At 53.3% G+C, this 21,459-nt stretch carries 20 protein-coding genes and 1 pseudogene; 11 read left to right on the top strand and 10 right to left on the bottom strand.

The window, feature by feature from the left end:
- Positions 1-74: 74 nt before the first annotated feature.
- A complete protein-coding gene (locus tag CJP46_RS15055) occupies positions 75-833 on the bottom strand; it encodes a sigma-70 family RNA polymerase sigma factor (RefSeq protein WP_094596419.1) in 759 nt (252 codons plus the stop codon).
- A 309-nt stretch (positions 834-1,142) separates the two neighbouring features.
- Here CJP46_RS15055 and hmpA point away from each other — a divergent pair, with 309 nt between their 5' ends.
- Positions 1,143-2,363 (top strand): NO-inducible flavohemoprotein, encoded by a 1,221-nt coding sequence (hmpA, locus tag CJP46_RS15050; RefSeq protein ID WP_094596418.1) that lies wholly within the window; start codon positions 1,143-1,145, stop codon positions 2,361-2,363.
- A 110-nt stretch (positions 2,364-2,473) separates the two neighbouring features.
- On the opposite strand, the gene CJP46_RS15045 is transcribed toward hmpA, so the two are convergent.
- The 3 genes from CJP46_RS15045 to CJP46_RS15035 all read right to left on the bottom strand — a co-directional run bounded on the left by CJP46_RS15045 (position 2,474) and on the right by CJP46_RS15035 (position 6,594).
- Positions 2,474-3,484, bottom strand: a complete 1,011-nt coding sequence (locus tag CJP46_RS15045; protein WP_094596417.1) for a phytanoyl-CoA dioxygenase family protein — start codon at positions 3,482-3,484, stop codon at positions 2,474-2,476.
- A 105-nt stretch (positions 3,485-3,589) separates the two neighbouring features.
- The gene (locus tag CJP46_RS15040; protein ID WP_094596416.1) at positions 3,590-4,486 is read right to left on the bottom strand and encodes an AraC family transcriptional regulator; all 897 of its coding nucleotides are present in this window, start codon (positions 4,484-4,486) and stop codon (positions 3,590-3,592) included.
- A 227-nt stretch (positions 4,487-4,713) separates the two neighbouring features.
- Positions 4,714-6,594, bottom strand: a complete 1,881-nt coding sequence (locus tag CJP46_RS15035; RefSeq protein ID WP_094596415.1) for a beta-L-arabinofuranosidase domain-containing protein — start codon at positions 6,592-6,594, stop codon at positions 4,714-4,716.
- 198 nt (positions 6,595-6,792) lie between these two features.
- Between CJP46_RS15035 and CJP46_RS15030 the strand changes: the two genes are divergently transcribed.
- Positions 6,793-7,647: a helix-turn-helix transcriptional regulator gene (locus CJP46_RS15030; protein ID WP_094596414.1), complete on the top strand. Its 855-nt coding sequence runs from the start codon at positions 6,793-6,795 to the stop codon at positions 7,645-7,647.
- A 109-nt stretch (positions 7,648-7,756) separates the two neighbouring features.
- Here CJP46_RS15030 and CJP46_RS15025 read toward each other — a convergent pair whose 3' ends face one another.
- Together CJP46_RS15025 and CJP46_RS15020 are read right to left on the bottom strand one after the other, a co-directional pair.
- The gene (locus CJP46_RS15025) at positions 7,757-8,581 is read right to left on the bottom strand and encodes a sugar phosphate isomerase/epimerase family protein (protein WP_094596884.1); all 825 of its coding nucleotides are present in this window, start codon (positions 8,579-8,581) and stop codon (positions 7,757-7,759) included.
- A 216-nt stretch (positions 8,582-8,797) separates the two neighbouring features.
- A complete protein-coding gene (locus CJP46_RS15020) occupies positions 8,798-10,105 on the bottom strand; it encodes an ADP-ribosylglycohydrolase family protein (protein ID WP_094596413.1) in 1,308 nt (435 codons plus the stop codon).
- A gap of 57 nt (positions 10,106-10,162) precedes the next feature.
- On the opposite strand from CJP46_RS15020, the gene CJP46_RS15015 reads away from it, so the two are divergent.
- Positions 10,163-11,104, top strand: a complete 942-nt coding sequence (locus CJP46_RS15015; protein WP_256992351.1) for an AraC family transcriptional regulator — start codon at positions 10,163-10,165, stop codon at positions 11,102-11,104.
- A 171-nt stretch (positions 11,105-11,275) separates the two neighbouring features.
- On the opposite strand, the gene CJP46_RS15010 is transcribed toward CJP46_RS15015, so the two are convergent.
- Entirely contained in the window at positions 11,276-11,665 is a 390-nt protein-coding gene (locus CJP46_RS15010) for a MarR family winged helix-turn-helix transcriptional regulator (RefSeq protein ID WP_094596412.1), read from the bottom strand.
- Positions 11,666-11,768: 103 nt separating this feature from the next.
- Between CJP46_RS15010 and CJP46_RS15005 the strand changes: the two genes are divergently transcribed.
- A complete protein-coding gene (locus tag CJP46_RS15005) occupies positions 11,769-11,987 on the top strand; it encodes a hypothetical protein (RefSeq protein WP_143812976.1) in 219 nt (72 codons plus the stop codon).
- An 87-nt stretch (positions 11,988-12,074) separates the two neighbouring features.
- On the opposite strand, the gene CJP46_RS15000 is transcribed toward CJP46_RS15005, so the two are convergent.
- The gene (locus tag CJP46_RS15000) at positions 12,075-12,428 is read right to left on the bottom strand and encodes a DUF488 domain-containing protein (RefSeq protein WP_094596410.1); all 354 of its coding nucleotides are present in this window, start codon (positions 12,426-12,428) and stop codon (positions 12,075-12,077) included.
- An 82-nt stretch (positions 12,429-12,510) separates the two neighbouring features.
- Here CJP46_RS15000 and CJP46_RS14995 point away from each other — a divergent pair, with 82 nt between their 5' ends.
- The 3 genes from CJP46_RS14995 (at position 12,511) to CJP46_RS14985 (ending at position 15,233) form a co-directional block, all read left to right on the top strand.
- Entirely contained in the window at positions 12,511-13,314 is an 804-nt protein-coding gene (locus CJP46_RS14995; protein ID WP_094596409.1) for a lipase family protein, read from the top strand.
- A 149-nt stretch (positions 13,315-13,463) separates the two neighbouring features.
- On the top strand, positions 13,464-14,054 hold the full coding sequence (locus CJP46_RS14990; RefSeq protein WP_094596408.1) for a YjgB family protein: 591 nt from the start codon (positions 13,464-13,466) through the stop codon (positions 14,052-14,054).
- A gap of 216 nt (positions 14,055-14,270) precedes the next feature.
- Positions 14,271-15,233 carry a serine hydrolase domain-containing protein gene (locus tag CJP46_RS14985; RefSeq protein WP_094596407.1) on the top strand — a complete coding sequence of 321 codons (963 nt, stop codon included), beginning with the start codon at positions 14,271-14,273 and terminating at the stop codon, positions 15,231-15,233.
- 115 nt (positions 15,234-15,348) lie between these two features.
- On the opposite strand, the gene CJP46_RS14980 is transcribed toward CJP46_RS14985, so the two are convergent.
- Positions 15,349-16,815 carry a sulfatase family protein gene (locus CJP46_RS14980; RefSeq protein ID WP_094596406.1) on the bottom strand — a complete coding sequence of 489 codons (1,467 nt, stop codon included), beginning with the start codon at positions 16,813-16,815 and terminating at the stop codon, positions 15,349-15,351.
- A 208-nt stretch (positions 16,816-17,023) separates the two neighbouring features.
- Here CJP46_RS14980 and CJP46_RS14975 point away from each other — a divergent pair, with 208 nt between their 5' ends.
- The 4 genes and pseudogenes from CJP46_RS14975 to CJP46_RS14960 all read left to right on the top strand — a co-directional run bounded on the left by CJP46_RS14975 (position 17,024) and on the right by CJP46_RS14960 (position 20,333).
- Positions 17,024-17,827 carry a helix-turn-helix domain-containing protein gene (locus CJP46_RS14975; RefSeq protein ID WP_094596405.1) on the top strand — a complete coding sequence of 268 codons (804 nt, stop codon included), beginning with the start codon at positions 17,024-17,026 and terminating at the stop codon, positions 17,825-17,827.
- Positions 17,828-18,099: 272 nt separating this feature from the next.
- Positions 18,100-19,169, top strand: a pseudogene (locus tag CJP46_RS14970) (YeeE/YedE thiosulfate transporter family protein).
- 50 nt (positions 19,170-19,219) lie between these two features.
- Positions 19,220-19,447: a sulfurtransferase TusA family protein gene (locus tag CJP46_RS14965; RefSeq protein ID WP_094596404.1), complete on the top strand. Its 228-nt coding sequence runs from the start codon at positions 19,220-19,222 to the stop codon at positions 19,445-19,447.
- 178 nt (positions 19,448-19,625) lie between these two features.
- Positions 19,626-20,333, top strand: coding sequence for a hypothetical protein (locus CJP46_RS14960; protein ID WP_143812974.1), 708 nt, complete (start codon positions 19,626-19,628; stop codon positions 20,331-20,333).
- 93 nt (positions 20,334-20,426) lie between these two features.
- Here CJP46_RS14960 and CJP46_RS14955 read toward each other — a convergent pair whose 3' ends face one another.
- Entirely contained in the window at positions 20,427-21,440 is a 1,014-nt protein-coding gene (locus CJP46_RS14955) for a phosphotransferase (RefSeq protein ID WP_094596402.1), read from the bottom strand.
- Positions 21,441-21,459 lie beyond the last annotated feature (19 nt).

Here is a 21,459-nt window from a genome sequence, read left to right as displayed (position 1 = left end):
TCTAAACTTAATACGCTTACGTGTAAATAACGATGAAGTCGCCTGCAACCATACACAATCATCCTGGAAGATGATTAAAAAGTTTCGCTCACCATGAAGGCGTTGCCGTCCGGATCCTGAAACGTAAAATAAAGTCGGCCGTCCCGGGTGCGGATGTCCATGCGGCATCCGTTCTCATACACCCGGAGATAAGCATCATAAATCAAGCGGGGATCATGGCGGATAAAAGCCGTGGTAACCGCTTCCAGAAGCCTGGCGGCCGACCTGTGATCGCCTTGCCGGTTCCGCAGCACGCACGCATCGTTCCAGATCCCGTCCGGCTGCTCAAGCGCCAGCAGGCGCAGCCGTTTGCGCGCCCTGGAAAGGGCGACTTGAACGGTCACTTCCGCCATGTTGATGCAGTTTCCCGCTTCCTTGGCGGTGAACCCGAATACGTCGCACAGGAGAACCATAACGAATGCCTTCGGCTTCAAGCGGTACATCAGCTCCTCCAGCAGATCGCGCGTGATCAGGGGGTCCGCAAAGGATTCCGGTTCTGTCCCGTATGCCGATTCAAATTGTTCGACCGGCATCGATACCAGCCGCCGGCTGGACCTGCACCGGTCGATCCACAAATTGCGTGCCGTGCGAAACACATACGGCTTGCTTAAGGTTATTTCCGGCATTTGTGTACACCGGTTCATCATTCTAACCATCGTATCCTGAACCAGGTCTTCGGCTTCCCACTCCCGACGGGTCAGAGACAGGCAGTACTTCAGCAGCTGGGGCCTCAGATCGGCCAAAAATCCGGCGAGTTCGCCCGGGAAGGATGAATAAGGAGCGGTGTCAATCATCCGTTTTCACCTCGCGCCCTGATCCCAAAGTCACATACATCCCTCCCTACTTGGATTGTTAATAAAAAACATAACCCAAACAAGTGTTCCTATTCATGATATTCTACGTCTGCTTTCCTTTTTCCTCTTTTTCTCAAAAAAATGTTCTGGAAACATCGGATTTGGACCTTTGGTCCTTTTGTGTGGTTCCCATTCCCTCCCTGCTACCGCAAATAATGCGGCTCTCGAGCGGGAAAATTTTGACTAACTCGAAATGAAATCGGTCAAGATAATGGTTGGTATTGAAATACGGATGGAGGATCAATAGACATGCTAGACTCTAATACGATCGAAATCGTTCAATCAACAGCGCCGGTTCTACAGCAGCACAGTGAGCAAATCGGAAAAAAGTTTTACGAATTGTTGTTTGCCAAGGCTCCGGACCTTTACAACCTCTTTAATCAAACCAACCAGAAGCGCGGACTTCAGCAGGAGGCGTTAGGCTATGCGGTTTACGCCGCAGGTGAGCATATTTCGAATCTGGATGCCATCATGCCGGTCATTACCAGGGTCACCCAAAAGCATCGCGCGATCGGCGTAAGACCGGAGCAGTATCCGCTGGTCGGCGAGACGCTTCTTGAAGCGGTCAAGGAGGTGCTCGGCAGTGCAGCAACGGATGGAATTATCGGGGCGTGGGGTAAAGCATACGAGTACATTGCGGATGCCTTTATTCAAATTGAACATGATTTGTATAAAGAAGCAAAAGAACAAACCGGAGGGTGGGAAGGGTTCCGCAGCTTTGCGGTGACCCGAAAAGTGGCGGAAAGCGACGATGTAACCTCTTTCTACCTGGAGCCTGCGGACAAACAGGCCCTTGCCGGATTTGAGGCCGGCCAATATTTAACGATCAAAGCGCAAATCCCGGGGGAACAATATACGCACATTCGTCATTACAGCCTTTCTGATGCCCCGGGAAAAAGCTATTACCGGATCAGCGTGAAGCGGGAGCGTTCGAACGAGGGGAAACCGGCCGGCATCGTTTCGAACGATCTTCATGACCGCATTCAGGAAGGGGATTCCATCCTCTTTTCTGCGCCGGCAGGAGACTTTACCCTGGACCATACCGACGACCATCTGGTTCTCATCGGCGGAGGAATCGGGGTTACCCCCTTGCTGAGCATGATCAATACCGTCGCCGATCAATTCCCAGACCGCAAAGTTACCTTTGTGCAAGCAGCCTCAAACGGAAACAACCATCCATTCAGGGAACATCTTTCCGAGCTGGAAAACGGTCGTCCGAATGTCCGCTGCTTCACAGCCTATTCTTCCCCAACCGAGCAAGACCTGGGTTCGGGAAGCTTTTCGCACAAAGGATATATTGATGCGGAGTGGCTGCGCTCCATTCTTCCATCCGGGCAAGCCGTGTACTATTTCTGCGGTCCCATCCCCTTCATGAAAACGATCAACAAAGCGTTGAAAAAACTGGGAATCCCCAAAGAGCGCATTCATTTAGAAGTATTTAGCCCTGTCGCAATGCTGGATGAAGAATAGCAGGACTGAGGGCAAACGCCTTCAAAACAAAAAAGAGCGCGACACGGGTGCCGAGCTCTTTTTATGAATCATGCAGGCTTGAATCATGACCCGAAATAAGTGTCCGTGTTTCAGTCCTGTTCGTCTTTCTCCTGAACGACCGGCATCATCATGCCGTCATCCATTCCCATCATCGTCACGCTGGTGGACTCGGGAATCTCATCATGCTGCGTAATATCAACCGGCGTGTCGAATATCGTTTCCGCATAAGCCAAGTGCGTCCGTCCGCGCGCCAAGATTTGGCGGTAATTCCCGCTCTCGCCTTCGTAGCCGTCATGGTCCCAGGGAACGAACGAACGGGCATTGCAGTAGTGGCACACATACGAGCGGCGATATCGGTCCTTCGTTCGATTCGGATAGGAGCGGTGAAATAGGTGTGAATGGAAAAATAGTACGTCTCCCGGCTTCAACCGGACCGGAATCGGAGGCGGATAATGGGACACCACATTGGATAGTGTGTTCACTTCGTCATCCAGGTGACTGACATGCTCAACGGAGTGAAGATCGGCGAACGCATCCCTGGCATGAACGTTTCCGTCATTATCTCCTGGCGGCGGATAGATCGGCTCGTGGTTGGAGCCGGGAACGACCCACAGGCACCCGTTCTCTTCATCGGCATCCTCAAGAGCGATCCAGGCTCCGATCAGCGTGTCGGGATGAGTTTTGATGTAATATGCGTCCTGATGCCATCCCTGCCCCCCTTTACCGGGAGGATTAAAAAAGATCATGGACTGCAAGGCATACACATCGGGACCTGTCAGCGCCTCAAGCACGTCGAGGATCCTGGGGTGAAGCATCAGCTGCTCCCCTTCCGGATAGAGACGGGAGATCATATGAACCCGCGTTTTCTCGGCGAACTCCGCTTTCAGAGGGTCCGTATTCTCCTCGGATGCCTGCTCGCGCTTTCCTTCATTCTCGATCCGCAGCCGTTCTGCCCACGCGGCGTACTGTTCGATTTCTTTCGGATCCAGCAGCCCTCGGGCGATGACGAATCCGTCCCTGTGATACTGCTTATACTCTTCCACCGTCACATAATAACGGTCCTCTCTTAATTTGGCTTTCGGCACATAGGTCTTGCCCATTTGTTGATCCCCTCCACACGCATTGATTACCTTAAGTGTGAAGGATTTCGAAAGCGTTCTCAATGGAGAGGACACGGAAAACGGTGGACTGATTTGATATCCGCTTCACGGAGATTCGCCGTGATCCAGAACGACAAAATGCCGGTTCAAAGGATACGCGGCCTCCTCCTCCTCGATGACGGCCAAATGCCGAAACAGCGGATCCGCGAATCGGTCGCGAAACTCCAGAGCCGTCATCCCCCGGGTCCGCTTGAACATGCGGGAGAAGTAATGCTCGTCGGTAAACCCGACGTCATAAGCGATCTGCTTGATCGTCCGCTCCGCCTGAATCAGGAGCTGTTCTGCTCTCCGGAGGCGGCGTTCCAGCAGCGCTTTTTGGGGAGGAATCCCCATCCAGCGGACGAACATCCGGGTAAAATGCTCATGAGTCCAGCCCGAGCTGGCCGCAATTTCTTCAATGGAAACCTGACGGTGAAGCTGCTGCTCCATATAGTCCATCGCCCGCATGATTGGAGCGGGCAGCGATGCGGACGACATCGTCTCGTCTTCCTCGATTGCCTTCCATTCCTCAAGGACGCTCATCAGCAAAACAGAACTTCTTCTTGCCCAGCCGGCGGGCTTTACATGCGCGATCTTCAGCATTTGTTTTAGCAGGGAGGGAACGAGGCTCCCTCCTGCAATAACCGACCAGTCACGGAAATCTTTCCGGTCATCGTCCGGCCTGCTGAAGGATTCCCGGAACGCGGCATATTCGAAGTGAACGAATAAATGCCTTGTGGGAAGGCTTGGATCAAACCGGTACCGGTGCGGCTCTCCGGGGCAGGTAAACACGACTCCCGGACGATCCAGCACAAACGCACCCCGATCGTTTTCGTAGACGGTTCGGGTCCCTGCCGGAAAGTATACCAATTCGAAATCTTCGATCGTTCGCATCCCGAGAACGGATGCCGGCTTCACGGCGATGTCCCCCATGGCATGGATAGCGGGTAAAGTAAGCAACAATGCACAACCTCCCTAGTCTTTGGCCCTATCGCTCCCGGAACGGGACCGCTCGCTTTAATAGCATGATACACCATTAAAACTTATCCTGCAGCAATCGATAAAGACCGACAGTCGCATGTCGCATGCCCCGCATCGACCACAGCATATCCCTCCCGAGACGAACCAGTGACGGTTTCCCGTCACCGTCACGCCAAGCAGGAACGGCGGGAAGCTCGCCCTAACTCGTATTATTTCTCGGTAAACCGCTTCCGGCTGCCGATGAGCGGAAACTCCCCGATCCGCAGCCGCGCGCTTCCGTAAGGGACTAGCTCAAGTTCCGCCACGGGCTGACCTTCACAGTCTGGATGAATGGGCGGTGTGCCTGCATTGTTGCCTTCCATCTTCCAGTCTTTTATCAGTTGGCCCGAAGCTTTGATCCGCACCGGAGCTCCATCCCCGGAGAACGGCTGGCTTGGAATATCCGCCTCGCTTACCTCGAAGCCGGTATCGGCCAACAGACCGTATTTCCAGGCCGATCCCGGGTACAGTTCCCAATCATGGAACATTTCACGCTCCCGCACCATTTGCCATTGTTCCCGGATCGGCAGCACATAGACAAGCGGTCCCCGCTCTACGCTGACCGCATAGAGATTGCGCGAAGTCGTGATGACGGTCATTGGCAGCTTCAGGTCGATTCCGTCTCCGTCCGTCCATTCGCGGTTTATTTTGGCATATCCGTTCTCGATCTGAACGTTTACCGGTGTGCCATTTACCTTGATGACGGGCTGTGTACACCAGGACGGGATCCGCAAGGAAATCGTGAATTTTTCCGGGCGCTCCAAAGTCATCGAGATGCGGACATGGTCCCGGAAAGGGTATTCCCCGCTGACGGCCAAATTGGCCATGGACCCGCTGCCAACCGCCGTCTCAACGGTGCATGGTGCATAAGAAACGGCTGCGAGCCCGCCTTCAAGGTCCTTCATCCACAGATGCGACGTCAGCTTGGGCCAGCCTTGATGCATATTCGAAGTGCAGCATCCGAAATGCGGTTCCAGGCCGAAAAGGTTCGCGTCCGGCCCGTTCACCCAGCTGCGAGGAGCGACGTTGCACAAAATCTGGTTCACCTGCTGATCGTACTGATGGGACATCCAGTCCGGAGAGATCGCCGCCGGCAGCGCATTAAACGCCACTTTCTCAAGAATGTCGCCAAACCTGCCGTCACCGAATACCCGTGTCAGCTGCTCCATCGAAAACATGTATTCCACCACGGCGCACAGCTCGACCCCCTGGCTCGGATGCGTCCCGGAGAGCCACTCGTCACCCGAAAACATGCCGTGTGCCTGACCGTGGTATGTCATTAACGAATCGATCCCGCGGTGCACGGACTCTCTCTCAACGACATCTCCGGTCAGCTCGTACAACACGCCCGGCGTCTTGATCCCCATCGCGACATTCACCACATGCGTCGTCCAATCCCACTCCTCCACCTTGCGCCAGAACGGGAAGTCATAAAAAATATCGGACCAGTCCGTCGTCTGCTTGGCCACGACCTCCGCCACTTCCAATAGCAAAGGATCCTGCGTCCTTTTATATAGCCACACCAGGCAGAGCAGCATTTCAGCCCCCCGGGTTTTCGCCCAGCCGCTCAGCGGATTCTCTTCAATGGTACGGTGTACATAGCCAAAGAATTTCGTCAGAAAGGGAACGATCCTCTCATCTTTCGTCGCTTCTTCATGCTGCATCATGACCTTTAGCATGATCATGTAATGCCACCAATCGTGCTTTTCGTCCACCTCGTGGTTGACGGTTTCGATCCGTTTCGGCCCGAAGCGGCCGTCGTCCTGCTGGCTGGCAAGCGACCATTCAACCCACCGGTTGGCTTTGGCGATTAACGCCTTATCCTCAAGCAAATAGGCCAGCGGTAGAAGTCCGTCCAGGTAGTACGGTCCGCGTTCCCAGCTTTCTCCCTTGCCTCCGACCCACCCGTTTTCGGGTCCGACATCCGCCCAATGCTCATCCAAATGCCCGGTAAGTCCTTTCGCTTGAATGTTCAATTGATCCTTAAGCCAACCGGAAGGTTTAATCGCACAAAGCGGCAGTTGTTCGAATGCGGTTTTAACTAATTTCAAAGTTCGTCACTCCCTTATGATCATCGGTTTACAACGGCTAACGCTTTGAAATATACCATGTCCTACGCTATTTACCGATACCTGATAACAACCTGTTTTTATCCAATCACAACCTCATGACGATGGCAAAACATATGGATTCGCCATGAGCAATCCTTTATGATAGAAGCAATTCTATTCGAAGGAAGAATGATAGTTATGTTCCAATTCATAGCGCCGCCTTTACCCCATTACGTCACCTGCGGGGATGACACCTACCCGATTGGCGGTACCCATCCGGACCGCAGCAGCATCGGCGTTTTTGATCTGATCTTCGTGACGAGGGGATGCCTGTTTTTGGAGGAAGAGCTTACGAAGGTTACCATCCCGGCGGGACATTACGCCATCCTTCGGCCGGACCGGTCGCATCGGACCGCTCGGCCTTGTCTGGAAGAAACGCATTTTTACTGGCTGCATTTTCAAACGTTGGGCAGCTGGAATGAAGTTTCCGAGCAGGATTCCTCCTTCCCGGCATATGAAGGCAATCCGCTGTTCCAGATCGAGAAATTCTCGATCTATATTTCCCAGCAGGGAGCCCCGCTTCTTCCAAGTCAAGTCGATGAACTTCTCCGCAGGCTGATGATGCTGCACTCAGAACAAACCGTATCCGCCCGCTGGAAGCAGCAGATCTGCTTTCAGGACTTGCTGTCCATGCTGCAGCAGGCGGAGGGAGGCGATATACAGAATCCTCATCTGAAGGTGGCGGAGCTGGCGGGTGAATTTCTGCGCCGGCATTACCGAGAGCCCATCAGTTATAAGCGAATGTCGGAATCCCTGCACTTTCATGCCAACTACATTTCCTTATGTATGAAAAAGACCTTCGGCTGCACGCCGCTGGAGTATTTAACGAGGCACAGGATTGAGCAGGCCAAGCAAATCTTGATTCATACCGACGATCCGATCGGACGCGTCGCCGAGCAAACGGGATTCGGATCCTTTCCTTATTTCGTAAGGAGCTTTGCCCGTTATACCGGTCATACCCCGAAGTCCTTTCGGCAGCTTTATCGAAAATAGCACGCCTTCAGCCTCCATGCCTGCAAAAATGACGAAAGGCTGCCCGCATGCTGTGGAAGCAATGCGGCAGCCTTTTTGCATTCTTTTACTTGAGGTGCAGTCGTGTCTGTCAGGTGGCTTTCACGGATTGGATTCGTTCGAAAGTATCGCGGTATTGTTCTACCGTCCATTTGCATACATCCCACAAATCCGTAACCGGCTGATTGGTAAAAGGCAGCGTGTGAAGATAACCCGGCGGACCGTATTCCGGCGTAAAGGTCAATTCGGTAGCACCGGCAAGCTGCCTCGCTTCGGCAATTCGCTGCCACCAGTCAAAATGCCGCGCGACTTCATGCGCGTACTCAGGTGCCCTCGGATCCGGGACTTGGGGTCCTTGCGCATAGCCGACACGCCCATGTATATGTACGGTGCGGGCGATGGCCAGGTCCAACTCGCTCTCTAAATGTTCCAGCGTCGATTCGGTAACACAGCACCAATGGCTAAAATCGGCCGTCAGCCCGAGCCCTGGGACAGCATTCAGCACTTTCCCCGTATCCCAAGGATTAAATAAAGCCCGGCCCCGGTGGGTTTCATGGCCAACCTTGACGCCCATCCGCTGCTCAAGCTGTACAGCTCGCCGGAAATAATCGATCTGCTCTTCAACTGGAAGATAATCCTTCAAGGAATGGGCAGTGACATGGATGGGTCCAAACGACTTCGCCCGTTCCAATTGTGCTTCGAAAGAAGCATTGTGGTCCGGCCCTTCGGTAAAAATCATCCCCACGTAATCAAGCCCCTGGCTTGCGAGGAGCTCCTTAAACCGCTGTTCATTTTCAGGTGCCGGCAGGGGCGCCTCGACGCCATCGTAGCCGGCGGAAGCGATACGCGCGATCTGCTCTTCCAACGTGCCCGTACCCTCCATGCCCCACAACGCCTTGATCAATTTTAGTTTCATCCTTTTCCACCTCTCCCGGTTGATTGGATCCCGCTTTCCCCATTGTTTCCGATACTTCGCCGGTTGTCCATGGATCAAAGGGCATGATTCGTGGATGGATTTGATATCTGATTCGGAGGATTCCGAATCGTGGTGCTCTTCAAGCCGTCTTTTGTTCGAAAAATACGGATTCATGCTGGATCTTTCTTAAAATGGGCTAAGGCGAACGGCGCCACATTATGCGTCGTGATGCGTTTTGCCGGCAAGGATCGCAAATCTTTCTACTAGGTCGCTGATCTTAAACTTCTCCGCGTCTATCATATACGTTGTTACCGTATCATGAAACGGCTTAACCCAATGCTCCGGCACGCCGGATTTCCCTACGATCGCGCCAACGATGCTGCCGGCCGTCGCAGCGGTGCAGTCGTTGTCCAGTCCCATCGCAACCGTCTCGGAGATCACCTTGGACACATCGGTCCCCCCGATCATCAGGCCGAACACCGTCAAGCAGGCGTTGTTGTTCGTATGCACGCCCGACATCCCTTTGAAGTGCTCGTTCACTGCCGCTCTTGCTTCCTTGTAATCATGGATCTCGCCGCTTACGGTAAGCGCCCATTCCACATCTTTATACAGGCTGCAGTCTTTTGGAATTTCGGTCAAGCCTATGCGAAGCGCCTGCTCGGGATGATCGACGGCGAATGCTGCGGCTTGCGCAGCACTGAAAAACATCTCCCCGTAGATCCCGTTTCTTCGATGGCTCAAATAAGCGTCCCGATAGGCGTATTCCGCCGCCTTTGCCGGGTAGGCCGGCGCCATGTAAGCCCACGGATCCGAGCGAATGTCCGCGCCGATCCATTGGCAGAACGGATTATTTACGTCAGCTGCTTGCAGCGCCGGGATGCCCGCCTTCAAATTGTTGAGCGCAGCCTCCTCGGCAGTACAAGCGACCGGCAGGTACTTGAGCCAGCTCTTTCCTACATCCTCTGTCGTGAATCGGAGCCCATGCTCTTCGGCAATGAGCAGCCCCAGGATCGTATAAGTAATGTCGTCATCGACGGGGACTTGGGTCAAGCCCTCCAAGGTATATTCATAAAAGGTGCTTTTGCCATAGCGAAGATCATTCGGGTTTTTGATTTTGGTCCAATAATGCTGCGGAGGAAATGCATCCCCGATATATGCGGCCCATTGCTCCATATCGTGCACTTCCCAGAACTCGACCGGCGCCCCCAGCGTACATCCGGCAAAACGGGCGAGCATCGCCCCTTCCAGCTTTTCCTTATAGACTGCCTTGTCGAATGATCCCCATAACTTTCTTGGTCCTTCGGTACGCTGCGCTTGTATGGATGGTAGATCGTCCGGCTCCTGCTGACTAAGCTTAGCGTCAATCGGTAAACCCTTCAGTCTTTGCAAAGTTTCTTTCATCTTCTCTTCAATGTCGATCCAGGCATCGGCAACGTCCCGTCCTCCGTATTCGTGTGCGAGTCGCCCGTATTCAATGATTTTGCCTGCGAGTTCGTAGACCTTCGGTTCCTTAGGATAAGCCATATTGGATGAACCCCTTTCCCAAGATAAGTGAATTCCGTTCAAGGATAGTTTATTATAATGAAAAACATCACTTCTGCCGAAAAAGGACTGAAAACTGTGCAAAATCGACCATTTGATTATAAAGTTGTCTCCGAGCCTTATTTGCTTCCTTCCGATTTCCCTGTAGATTGGCTCAGCAATCACGTCCAGGGAGACGATGAGATCACGTATCTGCACTTCCACAACTGCCTTGAGATCGGCTACTGCCTGGAAGGATCGGGCGTCTTTTTCGTTGAAGACAAAATCCTTCCTTACACTCAAGGGGATGTCAGCATCATATTCCCGAATCAGCTTCATCTCGCTCAGAGTTTAAAGGGAAAAGAAAGCAGGTGGCATTTCTGCTTCATTGATCCGGATGCTCTATTTTCGGCTGACAAGATGTCCTGCGGATTCTGGAATAGGGTCGGCACGGATACGTATCCCCGGTACAACAATATCGTCACCCCGGATGATCACGCTGAGGTCGTCTGGCTGACAACCAATGCGATGAAAGAGCTGGAGAAACGCCAGACAGGGTATGAATCGGCTGCGAAGGGATATATCTGGACGCTCGTGACGCTGATTGGCAGGCAATTGCTGCTTCTAGACAGCAGCACAAAGGACGCGGCGGCTGTCGGGGCTGACCGGCGGGCGATGCAGCAAATTTCAAAAGCGCTCGAGTACATTTCCCAGCACTATATGGAGTCGGTCCCGATTCACCGGTTAGCCGAGCTATGCTGCCTCAGCGTCACTCATTTCCGGCGCGTTTTCCATAAGAGCATGGGTATGGCTCCGCTGGACTATATCAACAACGTGCGCATTCAGGTGGCAGCGGCCCTGCTGTGCCATAGCGACAGCAGCATTTTAACCATTTCCGAGGAGGTTGGCTACGCGACCTTATCCAGCTTCAATCGGCACTTCAAACGGGTGATGGGCGATGCCCCAACCCAATGGCGTTCCAAAAAGAGACTACAGATGTAACGCTAATTTGTCGGCAAACATTCGATGTTGATCCATCACTTTTCAGTGGCATGGCTCAACGAGATCAAAAAAAGGCGCTCCCATCAGCCCTAAGGCTAGAGGAGCGCCATTCTTGCTCTTTGCGATTTCTCGGTGTCTCTTCTAGTCAGCAGCGGAGGCATTTTTTTTGCATTAAGGGAACTTGAAATCAAGGTTCTCCAGCTGCATCAGATGCACGGCGGACAACTTCTTGAGACAATCCATTCCTTTCTCTGTCAAAGCGATATGGACGCTGCGGGCATCTTCCGGGTTGGCCCGCCGTACGACGAGGTCTGCTTGGACACAGCGGGAGACGAGACCGACGCAGGCGTGATGGGTAATCTGCAGCTTTTCCGCCGCTTCGGCGATCGTTGCATAATCCCGGCCAGGGTACCCCTGGATTGCAAGCATCAGCTGATGCTGCTGAGGGGTCAGACCGACGTCTCTTGCAGCATTTTCGCTGAAATGGATAAACTTCCGCAGCCTGTACCTGAATTCGGCCAACTGCTCGTACACGGCTTTCGGCAGATTTTCATCAGTCATGAACCGGGTCTCCTTCACATATTTATATCGCAATACGATATGTTACGGGATGGTCGTCCCGTTTACGGTCATCCCATTCATAATGAAAGCGAGGCGTTGTACGTTGATCAAATCCGGATCGATCTGGCAATCGCTAACGTTTGGACTGCTGTTTGCCGTATTGGCCCTCGGCCTGCTCCCCTTTGTTGTCATTTACAGCCTGACCGAGCTGTACGGAACATCCGAAGCCTATGAATGGGTAGGAATCGCTCCGCTTCATATTTTCTCCCGCCACAAAAAACGCAGCGATGAAGAGATCGGCCATCATGGCGCAGGACAGTAACCGGCCGGGAACCGGTTACTTCCCCTTTTATCAAATTATGGGCCATGCCTTCCATCTTAGAACCGAAATATCGGTCTCCTGCAGTGTTTACAACGATTCAATGATTTCTTTAAGCACAACCGCCTGATTCATCGTCGTATCCTTCGCGGCATACAACAGCGTAACCGGGGAATCTTCCGCCCATTCCTTGATTTGCCGTAAAAGCCGGGAAGGCTTGTCCTGCTGCAGCTCCTGCAGGTAAAGCTCTTTGAACTTGTCGTAATGCTCCAGCCGATGAGCGTACCATTTTCTCAGCTCATGACTGGGCGCAATCTCTTTCATCCATTCATCAAGGGCGGCCTGCTCTTTCGTCAGTCCCCTCGGCCACAGCCGATCCACCAGAATCCGTTTGCCGTCCGAAGCTTCGGGCTTTTCATAGACCCGTTTAATATGAAGTAACATGCGGACACCTCCTAATATAGACTCATCTTGCCCAGGCACCCGATCCTTATCCTCTTAATATAGTGTAGGAGAGAAAGGCGGGATGCGTATGAGCAAGGCAGAGGATTTGCAGCAGCGTACCATTTTCCTGGCGGCCATCTGCGGACAGACCTATGCTCAATTTGAGAATGAGGACGGGGCGTTTGTCATCCCTTCCCCATATGCACCGGTTGAGGTCATTGAGGCCCGATCTATTACCAACGAATGGGAACGCTTCGGTTTTATTCTGGATTCGGATCAAGAGGTCATCATCGCCTTCCGGGGAACCAGCACGACGACCAACTGGATCGCGGATCTCATCGCATCTCAGAAGAAATTCAAATACATTAAAGAAGACTGTATGACGCACCGGGGGTTCACGGACATTTATGCCTCCGCAAGGAGCCGAATCATCTCGACGCTGGCTAAGCTATCTCAAGGCAAGACGCTGTTCATCACCGGTCATAGTCTGGGTGCGGCACTGGCGACCTTATGCGCGGTCGATGTTGCGGCCAATACCTGCTTCCGCTCCCCTTACTTGTTCACGTTCGGTTCACCGCGGGTAGGCGACCCAGCCTTTGCCAAAGCTTCTGCCAGCTATGTCCCGAACAGCTTTCGCATCGCCAACCTGTTTGATGTCGTGACCCATGCGCCCCCTTCGGTGTACAAACTGCCGAAACGGTCCAAAAGATTTTATTACAGTCATGTAAAGACCTTGTCACCTCGGCATTTTCAGCTCGGATCCTTCGGCGGAAACCACGTCATCTCCAGCTATTTCAACGAGTTATCCAAGCTCCAGCCGGAATATACTGAGATGCTGTCTTCAGCGACCCCGGGTTTCTGTCCCTTCCCGGAACGCGGCCGTTAACGCCACCAGTGTCAAAACTGACATATCCTTTCACGGAATCGTAACCCAATCTCCTTCGGGTTCTACTATGCTGTAGAAGAATTGAATCTTACGCAGAATGGGTAATAAAGAATATATAGAACCCAAAAGTTACAAGGAGAGGATACAGCATGAAAATCACAAAACCGGCGAAAAAAGCAATCATGGCCATGACAGTGGCCGGCATGGTGGGCCTGGGAGCCATCGGCGCAAACATATCTTATCCCGTTCATCAAGCAAGCGCAGCAGCGGCAGCCGATCAGGGTTACGCATCCAAACTGGCTCTCCAAACACTGAACAGCTTCTATAAACCGGCGCTGAAAGGCCAGTTCCCGGGGGCGGTTAGCGGCCTCACCGTTGGTAAAGACACCCGGCAGGATGTCCTGCACAAGATCGGGGAACCCGAAAATCCGATGAAGGATGCCGATGGGTTCGATGTATACAGCGCGAATATGGGCAATCCCGGCTACGCCTTCAATTATAAGCTCAGCAAAATTCGCGAAATGCGCTACTTTGGCACCAACGTCGAACGCCAGACCAATATCGGCGGCATTACGATGAAGATGCTCAAGCAGAACTGGTATGCACCAAGCGCGGTGTCCACCTTCAAAACCGGGAACAAAACCCAGACCAAGCTGACGTACAATCGTGGAAACTATAAGCTTGAATTTATTTTTAACAGTAGCACAGAACTCGACCATATTAACCTTTTAACCAAATAACAGCCGCAGCAAAAGACAGTGGTTCATCTTGAGCCGCTGTCTTTTCGCATGTTCGGATGAGGTTCAAGCGAGTCTTGTAATGATTATTACGGCTGGTCTTTGAAACGAAAATAACCATTAGCGCATCGTCCGTACCTTGCCCGGGAACCGGCAGTTTGCCATAATGTATAGGCGGCATCATGTCACAAAAGCCATTCTAAATAAAGGAAGATTCTCATGAATATAACTGAACTCACTTCAGCCATCGCACCCGTCGACCTGAGAAGCTGCCTGATCAGCCAAAACGGCCGGTTGGTGTTTGAGCACTACCGCCACCCCAGCATCCCTGCCGAGAAGGCCAAGGTCAATTCCTGCACCAAAAGCTTTTTGTCGGCCCTGATCTGCATCGCGATGGACCAAGGCATCGTGCCGGGTCCGAAGACGCCGATCACCGAGTTCTTCCCGCAGCTTCGATCCGCTTCCGATCCCCGCAAACGGGAAATCACGCTGGAGCATCTGCTGACGATGTCAGCCGGCTTTGATTGGAGCGAATTCGGCGGTATCAAGTCATTTCCTCGCATGACAAGGTCCAGCAATTGGGTCGAATTTGTGCTCGAGCAGCCCATATCCAATGCGCCGGGAACACGGATGGAATACAGCTCGGGATGCTCCCAGCTTCTGTCCGCAATTTTGGTCCAAGCCGCCGGCAAATCAACGGCCCTATACGCCGAGGAAGAACTGTTTGGACCGCTGGGCATTGAAGATTACCGGTGGGAATCCGACCCGCAGGGCATCCACACCGGAGGATACGGCTTATGGCTGCGCCCCGGGGATATGCTGAGATTTGGACAGCTTTATCTGCAGCAGGGACGCTGGGAGCAGCGGGAGCTGATCTCCCCTGAGCTTGTGAACCGTTCCGTGCAGCCGATCATCCCTGCTGGTCCGCCGAACCGCGGCTTCTATGGCTGGCATTGGTGGACCGATACTTTTGGAGGGGCGCTTAAGGGAACTACCGCTCCGGCATCCCCGCTGTCATTTGACTATTTTTACGCCCGCGGGTACGCGGGACAGTTTATCTATATTGTTCCCGTTCTGGAAACGGTTGTGGTCCTGACCGATGACAAGCGTAAAAAAGAACGGCATCCGGCCAATGTGTTCCGCGATTTCATCGCACCGCTGCTGCTGGAAGAATTGAAATAAGCTGCGGCCGTTGCATGGTAAGCCGCTGTCGCCAGCATGATCAACGCCGCGGATCATAAAGAAAGGGGCTATCGCCAGTCGATAGCCCCTTGTCTTCATTAATCATGCTTTCCGCTTATTTCCGCGCAAACTCCCTCGGATGGCGGCGCTTCAGCTCAGCCACAGCATGCCCTCTCCCGGTCTGCTCCAGCCGCTCGATGTACATCGGCAAATGCCCCTTCGCATGATATGGACCGCCTTCCTGGATGACGGTCCACAACGGATCGACGTCGAACTTCATCGTCATCATCATCTCGTCATGCCACTCGTTCAGCAGGTAGACGGCCTCCTTGCACAGGTCCCTCCGTTCTTGCGCCAGGTTGTTCTGCTCATGGACATCCTCCGACAGATTATACAGCATCTCCTTGTCAAAAAGATGATAGCCGTCATGGTACGTCCGGGTATACAGCCAGTCACCGAACCGTACGCTGCGCTGGCATACGTGGGCGCACTGCGAGACGACCAGGTACTCCCTTCCGTCAGCGTCTCCGCTTCGCAGTGTGCCGGCATAACTGCGGCCGTCCCAGCTCTGTGCAGGTTGAACACCAAGCAGTTCCGCGATGGTAGGCACCAGGTCGAGATGATAGTGCAGGGAATCATCGGAAATTCCCTGCTGCATCCCCGGCCACCGGATGATCATCGGGATGCGGCAGGTGCCTTGGTCGGCAGTGCCGTGCTCGCCGTAGATGCCGAGCTCACCCATGTTTTCGCCATGGTCGGCGGTAATGATGATCACCAGATCGTCCATGACCCCTTTTTCCGTCAAACGATCCAAAATCATCCCGATGTTGTCATCCATATGCCGGATGCCGCTGTCGTAACCGTCGATCATCCTCCGCAAACCGTCCATGTCCTGGATATCGCCGGGGTGGCGGGGGTAATTCGGCGACGTGCTGCTGTTATACATATTGATTTCGTTCGCGCCGTGCGGGCCGATCTTTTGCTTATGGCGCTCCAGCACTTCCTCTGTGATCCACTCGGGAAGCGGCTCGTCCTGAAACGGATTGCCGAACGACTCCGGTGCCCGGTACGGGGTGTGCGGATCCCAATAGTTTACGTACAGCAACCAGTCTTCCTGGTCTGCGTTCCGCTCGATCCAGTCCAGCACGACGGGGGTGACTTCCTCGGCCGATTCCATGCCGCCCTTGCCCGTATTGTAAATTTCGTTGAATCCCGCATAAAAGGTCCAGGCGGAATGCCGCTCCCCAAACGGGCTGACCAGTGCAGTCCGCATGCCCGCACGGCGGAAGACCGCCGGAAAGCTCTCCGATGCGAGCCTGTCGTGGAAATCGCGGTCAGGCCCTTCGTGACGGACGTCGGCCGCCGTTCCTCCGTGTCCCACGACGCCGTTATGAATGCCGAAGCGGCCCGTCATCAGTGCCGTGCGCGACGGGAAACACGGGGCGTCCGATGTATAGTAGTTGTCAAAACGTACGCCTTCGGCCGCGACCCGGTCGATTTGCGGCGACGTATTCCGGTGATAGCCATAGCAGCCCAGGTGGTCCGGTCTCGTTGAATCCAAATCCAGTAATAACACTCTCATCGTTCATCCGTCCTCTCAATATGAATTGACTGTGCAGCTGAATTATAGGCGTGTCGGCCTTCACACGTCCATGTACATTTCTTTTTTTTGATGTACATTTCTATCGCGATTTAGACGATTCATGCTGAACGCAAGGATGTATGATTTACGAAAAGCCCGCATTATGATACGGTTCTATTAAGCTTTTTGAGATAAAGAGGTGCAGAACATGCTTCTAATTAGGAGTGTAAATTTCGACAATGAGATACCCCACTGGAGAACCCACCTCGAAACGATTCCGTACAACGTTCTGGTCGTCGTCCGGGAGGGACAGGTCCGGTATGAAATCAATGACAGGGTTGTCATCGCCGAAGCGGAGGACGTGCTCTTCATTCCCAGCGGAGCCCGCCGGGCAGGGGAGAATAAGGACGGCATCCCCCACCAAAAACATACCGTTTTATTTACTTGCGAGCCGGGGGCTCAGACAGGAATACCGTTCGTGGATCTAGGACATTGCGTCAAGTTCAGGCTCTCCCCGATCCAGTACGCCTATCACCGCTGTGACAGGCTATATGAGGAAATGATGGGCGGCAAAAGCTACCGTTCCATCATCTGCCTCGGCATATTGCAGGAACTTCTGGGCATGATTGCCCGCGAGCTTGACCAGCCCGCGCTGACACCCAGCAAGCTGAAATATGCCGAAGCGGTAAAAGCCTATCTGCTGGAGCACTACCGGGAACAGATCGAAATTCCCCGGCTGGCTGCACTGATCGGCCGCTCCCCCAATTACGTCACCGCCGTCTTCAAGGAAGTGTACGGCCTCTCCCCGATCCGGTATATGCACCAGCTGCGCATGCAGGAAGCCTGCAGCCTGCTGCTGGGTTCAAATATGACGGTCGCGGGCATATCGCAGTACCTCGGTTACTACGATACTTCGTATTTCCATCGGGTGTTCAAAAAGTACTGCGGCCTCTCCCCTACCGAATACGTCGCACAGGCGCAGCGGTCCGGCACGCCTCCGCTCATCTCCTGAAGCAGGAGGCGTAAGCCGCCGCCAACCAGCCCTTTAATCGACGCTTTGCCGGCCGCAGTGCCTCGATTTTCATTTTCCTCCACCCCCAAGGCCCATCGATTTGGATTCAAGCGCAGTTTTAAACGGATAGCGCATCAACACGATCACATGCTATGTTAGATTCATTGGAACTTTTCTCCATTGACATCTCCTCCCCATTTGCTAAAATCATAAATACCGATAAAACAAAGTGAATTACTCGTATATAATCAAAGGAGGAGAATGACGTCATGTTGATGTTAACAGGCTTGCTGTGCGGCGCCCTGCTTGGCTTTGTCATGCAGCGCGGACGCTTCTGCCTGACAGGCGGCTTCAGGGACATGTACCTGACCAAGGACAACCGCATGTTTTATGCCCTGTTGATTGCCATTACAATTCAGAGCATCGGCGTGTTTGCGCTGATCCAGCTTGGACTCATCGAATTCAGTGCCGGCACGTTCCCTTGGGTGGCGACCGTGGTCGGCTCGTTTGTTTTTGGAATTGGCATTATTTTGGCCGGAGGCTGTGCGACAGGAACCTGGTACCGTGCCGGTGAAGGACTGATCGGCAGCTGGATCGCACTGTTCGGTTATATGGCGATGAGCGCCACGATGAAATCGGGCGCTTTGGCTCCGCTTAATAACGGAATCAAAAAAGTGAATGCTCCAGCCAATTCCATTCCGGAAACATTCGGCATTTCCGTATGGCCGTTTATCGCCCTTCTAGCTATCATTACGATCTTTTTAGTCATCCGTACGCTGCGCAAGCCGAAGGTCGCCATTCCAGCAATGAAGCCAAAGCGCTCCGGACTGAGTCATCTCCTGTTCGAAAAGCGCTGGCATCCGTTCTTTACCGCGGTTCTTGTCGGCCTGATTGCCCTGCTGGCCTGGCCGCTGAGTGAAGCGACCGGACGCATGTCGGGTCTGGGGATCACGACGCCTTCCGCTAATATTTTGCAGTACCTGGTTACGGGAGACAGCGATAAGTACGTGAACTGGGGCATGTTCCTGGTGCTTGGTATCCTTGTCGGATCCTTTATCGCGGCGAAAGGCAGCCGGGAATTCCGCTTCCGCTCTCCGGATGCAAAGACGGCCGTCTCGAGCTTTGCCGGCGGCATCCTGATGGGCTTTGGCGCCAGCTGGGCCGGCGGATGCTCCATCGGGAACGGTCTCGTCATGACGGCCATGATGACATGGCAGGGCTGGGTATCCCTCGTGTTTATGATTTTGGGCACATGGACGGCTTCCTATTTCGTGTTTTCGTCCGTCCGCGGACCAAAGCCAAGCTGAAGCAGTCTGCTTCGCTGCAAACCACGACGACTTAATTTAGAAGCTTCACGTTAGACACTAAACACAACTCAAGGAGGTTACTTCCATGAAACAACAAAAACTTGCCGTTCTGGGCATGGTCTGCCCGTTCCCGTTAATTGAAGCCAAGCAGGCGATCGAAGAGCTGAACAGCGGCGACGAGCTGGTCATCGACTTCGACTGCACGCAGGCAACCGAAGCGATACCGCGCTGGGCCGCAGAAGCTGGCCATACCGTCACGAATTACGAACAGATCGATGATGCTTCCTGGACAATTACGGTGCAAAAGAAATAATGAAACGCAAAAGACGACCTTCCATCATATCCGGAGGCCGTCTTTTTTCATGCATTTGATTTACTGGAGAGGAAAATCATATCGACCGCCTGTCATTTCTTTTGTTATAAATTGACCGCGGCAAACCTAACTTATATACTCTACTCATTGGAAGATATAGGAATGTAAGGAGGACCCCATGGACGATTGCCCAAATGATGGAGATATGAGATTGGATACGGCCGTATCAGCCTTGAATAACGCATACTCTTTAGAAAATTGGAATCTTCTGATTCGACTTTCGGATAAGCTCTACAACGACGCGTATCAGTCATTCCATCAAAATGAAAAAGCACAAAAACCGATCATTTATTATATAGGGTACAGCCTGCTTATGAAAGGAATTGGCCATCAAAAGAACAAACAGTACGGCGAATCGCTGAAGTGCATCGACGAGTACAAAGATCTTGGCCGGTTTTTAGACGGGAGCGAACGCAGCCAACGGATATTCGATCATTATTCATTTTATGCTTATGCCAACTCGATGGCTGTTCACCTTCTATCCGGAAACCTTACGAAACTCGAAGAGTACGCTCAATTCCTTCAGCATCATCCATCTGAAACGTTATCCGGATTGCTGACCATTCTTGAATGTGCCCTTTCCCAAGATCTGAACGTCGATGAGTGGATTGCGCCACTGGCTGACCGGTTTGATGCTTATCATCATGATGACATGAGTTTAGAAGTGCAGACCATTTATTTATCGATTCTCATGATGCTTTCCCGCTACTACAGAAACAGAAAGAGGTTTGAAGAAGCACAGAAATACACCCAAAAATTTTTATCCCTTTCGTTCGACGGAGACCTTGATCTCAAAGCATCAACGTCAATAGCTCCGCATGAATAGAAGCGGCCCGTGCTGAACTTGTCCTGTAGATAATAATATATTCCCGAAAAATAAAGGCGACCTTCCCGTCATCAGGGAAGATCGCCTTTGATGTCATTCTGAGCTCAGGTATCGTTCCAGCAGAGCTTCAACCGTTGTCCTGTCCCTCTCCAGCCGGGCGAGTTCGGCACGAATGGCCGGAATCTGCTCGCGGAGCACCTCGGGGCCGTCCGTGCCGTCATCGTATCGGGTCATAAAGTGCAGGAATACGTCCACGTTCCGCAGCTTCATGAGCACCGGGACCGCCCGGATTTCTTCACGGGTCAGCCGGACGCGGCTGCCAAAGCCGCGGCAGAAGTGAACGGCCGCTTCCATGCCGGCGTCTTTATCGTCCCCCAGCAGTCCCGGAAGGATGACCGCAGGCTCCATCGCCCGCACGTCACGGGTACAAAATTCAAAATCAAGCAGCGCCGTGACCTGCTCCGGCTTGTCTGCACCCACCAGTAAATTGGATACATTCAGGTCTCCGTGCACGAGCTGCTGCGGAAGGCGTTCCAGCCCCTCCAGTTCGCGGCTGACCTCCCCGTAAGCTTCGCCAATCCCGCGAAGCGGACCCTCCAAATCGCGAAAAGGCTCAGGTGGGGCGATGCAGAACTGCCCGACCCGCTCCGGGCTGAACGCCGGATACGAATGGGCGATCTCATAGTAGGGCCGATATGCCGGAGACGTCTCAAGCACAATCCGGCTAAGCGCATAGGAGAGGCTGCCCGCCGCTTCGCCGAAAGAATAGGCGGCCCGAAAACCGCCGGCTTTGGGACGGATGCCGTCGATATACTTGAACAGGCAAGCATAGCGTCCGCTCCCGTCCTCCAGTTGGACGACCGTATCGCCCGTCAGGGAAGGCACAGGCACAGGCGTGCTGAAGCCCAGATTTGACTGGGCAAGCGATGCCAGCACCGCGTGCTCAAACCGGATTTTATCCAAGTCCCGATGCGTTTGGTAAATCCGCAGGACGCCGCGCCCCTCCGGTCCCTCAACAAACCGGGTCGTATTGTTCCAGCCGCTCTCCCCCTGCGTGATGTCCCCTCTCCAGATAGACGCATAATGATTTAATATCGATGTCAGCATGTTCAGAATTCCATTCCCC

Source organism: Paenibacillus sp. XY044 (genome assembly GCF_002257645.1).
In the GTDB taxonomy this organism is placed as follows: Bacteria; Bacillota; Bacilli; order Paenibacillales; family Paenibacillaceae; genus Paenibacillus_AQ.
This window is presented reverse-complemented; position numbering and strand designations above follow the sequence as displayed.

Excerpts from the sequence above, each read along its gene's own strand:
- CJP46_RS15055 (WP_094596419.1), bottom strand. The coding sequence starts at position 833 with ATGATTGACACCGCTCCTTATTCATCCTTCCCGGGCGAACTCGCCGGA.
- hmpA (WP_094596418.1), top strand. The coding sequence starts at position 1,143 with ATGCTAGACTCTAATACGATCGAAATCGTTCAATCAACAGCGCCGGTT.
- CJP46_RS15045 (WP_094596417.1), bottom strand. The coding sequence starts at position 3,484 with ATGGGCAAGACCTATGTGCCGAAAGCCAAATTAAGAGAGGACCGTTAT.
- CJP46_RS15030 (WP_094596414.1), top strand. The coding sequence starts at position 6,793 with ATGTTCCAATTCATAGCGCCGCCTTTACCCCATTACGTCACCTGCGGG.
- CJP46_RS15025 (WP_094596884.1), bottom strand. The coding sequence starts at position 8,581 with ATGAAACTAAAATTGATCAAGGCGTTGTGGGGCATGGAGGGTACGGGC.
- CJP46_RS15020 (WP_094596413.1), bottom strand. The coding sequence starts at position 10,105 with ATGGCTTATCCTAAGGAACCGAAGGTCTACGAACTCGCAGGCAAAATC.
- CJP46_RS15015 (WP_256992351.1), top strand. The coding sequence starts at position 10,163 with ATGAAAAACATCACTTCTGCCGAAAAAGGACTGAAAACTGTGCAAAAT.
- CJP46_RS15010 (WP_094596412.1), bottom strand. The coding sequence starts at position 11,665 with ATGACTGATGAAAATCTGCCGAAAGCCGTGTACGAGCAGTTGGCCGAA.
- CJP46_RS15000 (WP_094596410.1), bottom strand. The coding sequence starts at position 12,428 with ATGTTACTTCATATTAAACGGGTCTATGAAAAGCCCGAAGCTTCGGAC.
- CJP46_RS14995 (WP_094596409.1), top strand. The coding sequence starts at position 12,511 with ATGCGTATGAGCAAGGCAGAGGATTTGCAGCAGCGTACCATTTTCCTG.
- CJP46_RS14990 (WP_094596408.1), top strand. The coding sequence starts at position 13,464 with ATGAAAATCACAAAACCGGCGAAAAAAGCAATCATGGCCATGACAGTG.
- CJP46_RS14985 (WP_094596407.1), top strand. The coding sequence starts at position 14,271 with ATGAATATAACTGAACTCACTTCAGCCATCGCACCCGTCGACCTGAGA.
- CJP46_RS14980 (WP_094596406.1), bottom strand. The coding sequence starts at position 16,815 with ATGAGAGTGTTATTACTGGATTTGGATTCAACGAGACCGGACCACCTG.
- CJP46_RS14975 (WP_094596405.1), top strand. The coding sequence starts at position 17,024 with ATGCTTCTAATTAGGAGTGTAAATTTCGACAATGAGATACCCCACTGG.
- CJP46_RS14965 (WP_094596404.1), top strand. The coding sequence starts at position 19,220 with ATGAAACAACAAAAACTTGCCGTTCTGGGCATGGTCTGCCCGTTCCCG.
- CJP46_RS14960 (WP_143812974.1), top strand. The coding sequence starts at position 19,626 with ATGGACGATTGCCCAAATGATGGAGATATGAGATTGGATACGGCCGTA.
- CJP46_RS14955 (WP_094596402.1), bottom strand. The coding sequence starts at position 21,440 with ATGCTGACATCGATATTAAATCATTATGCGTCTATCTGGAGAGGGGAC.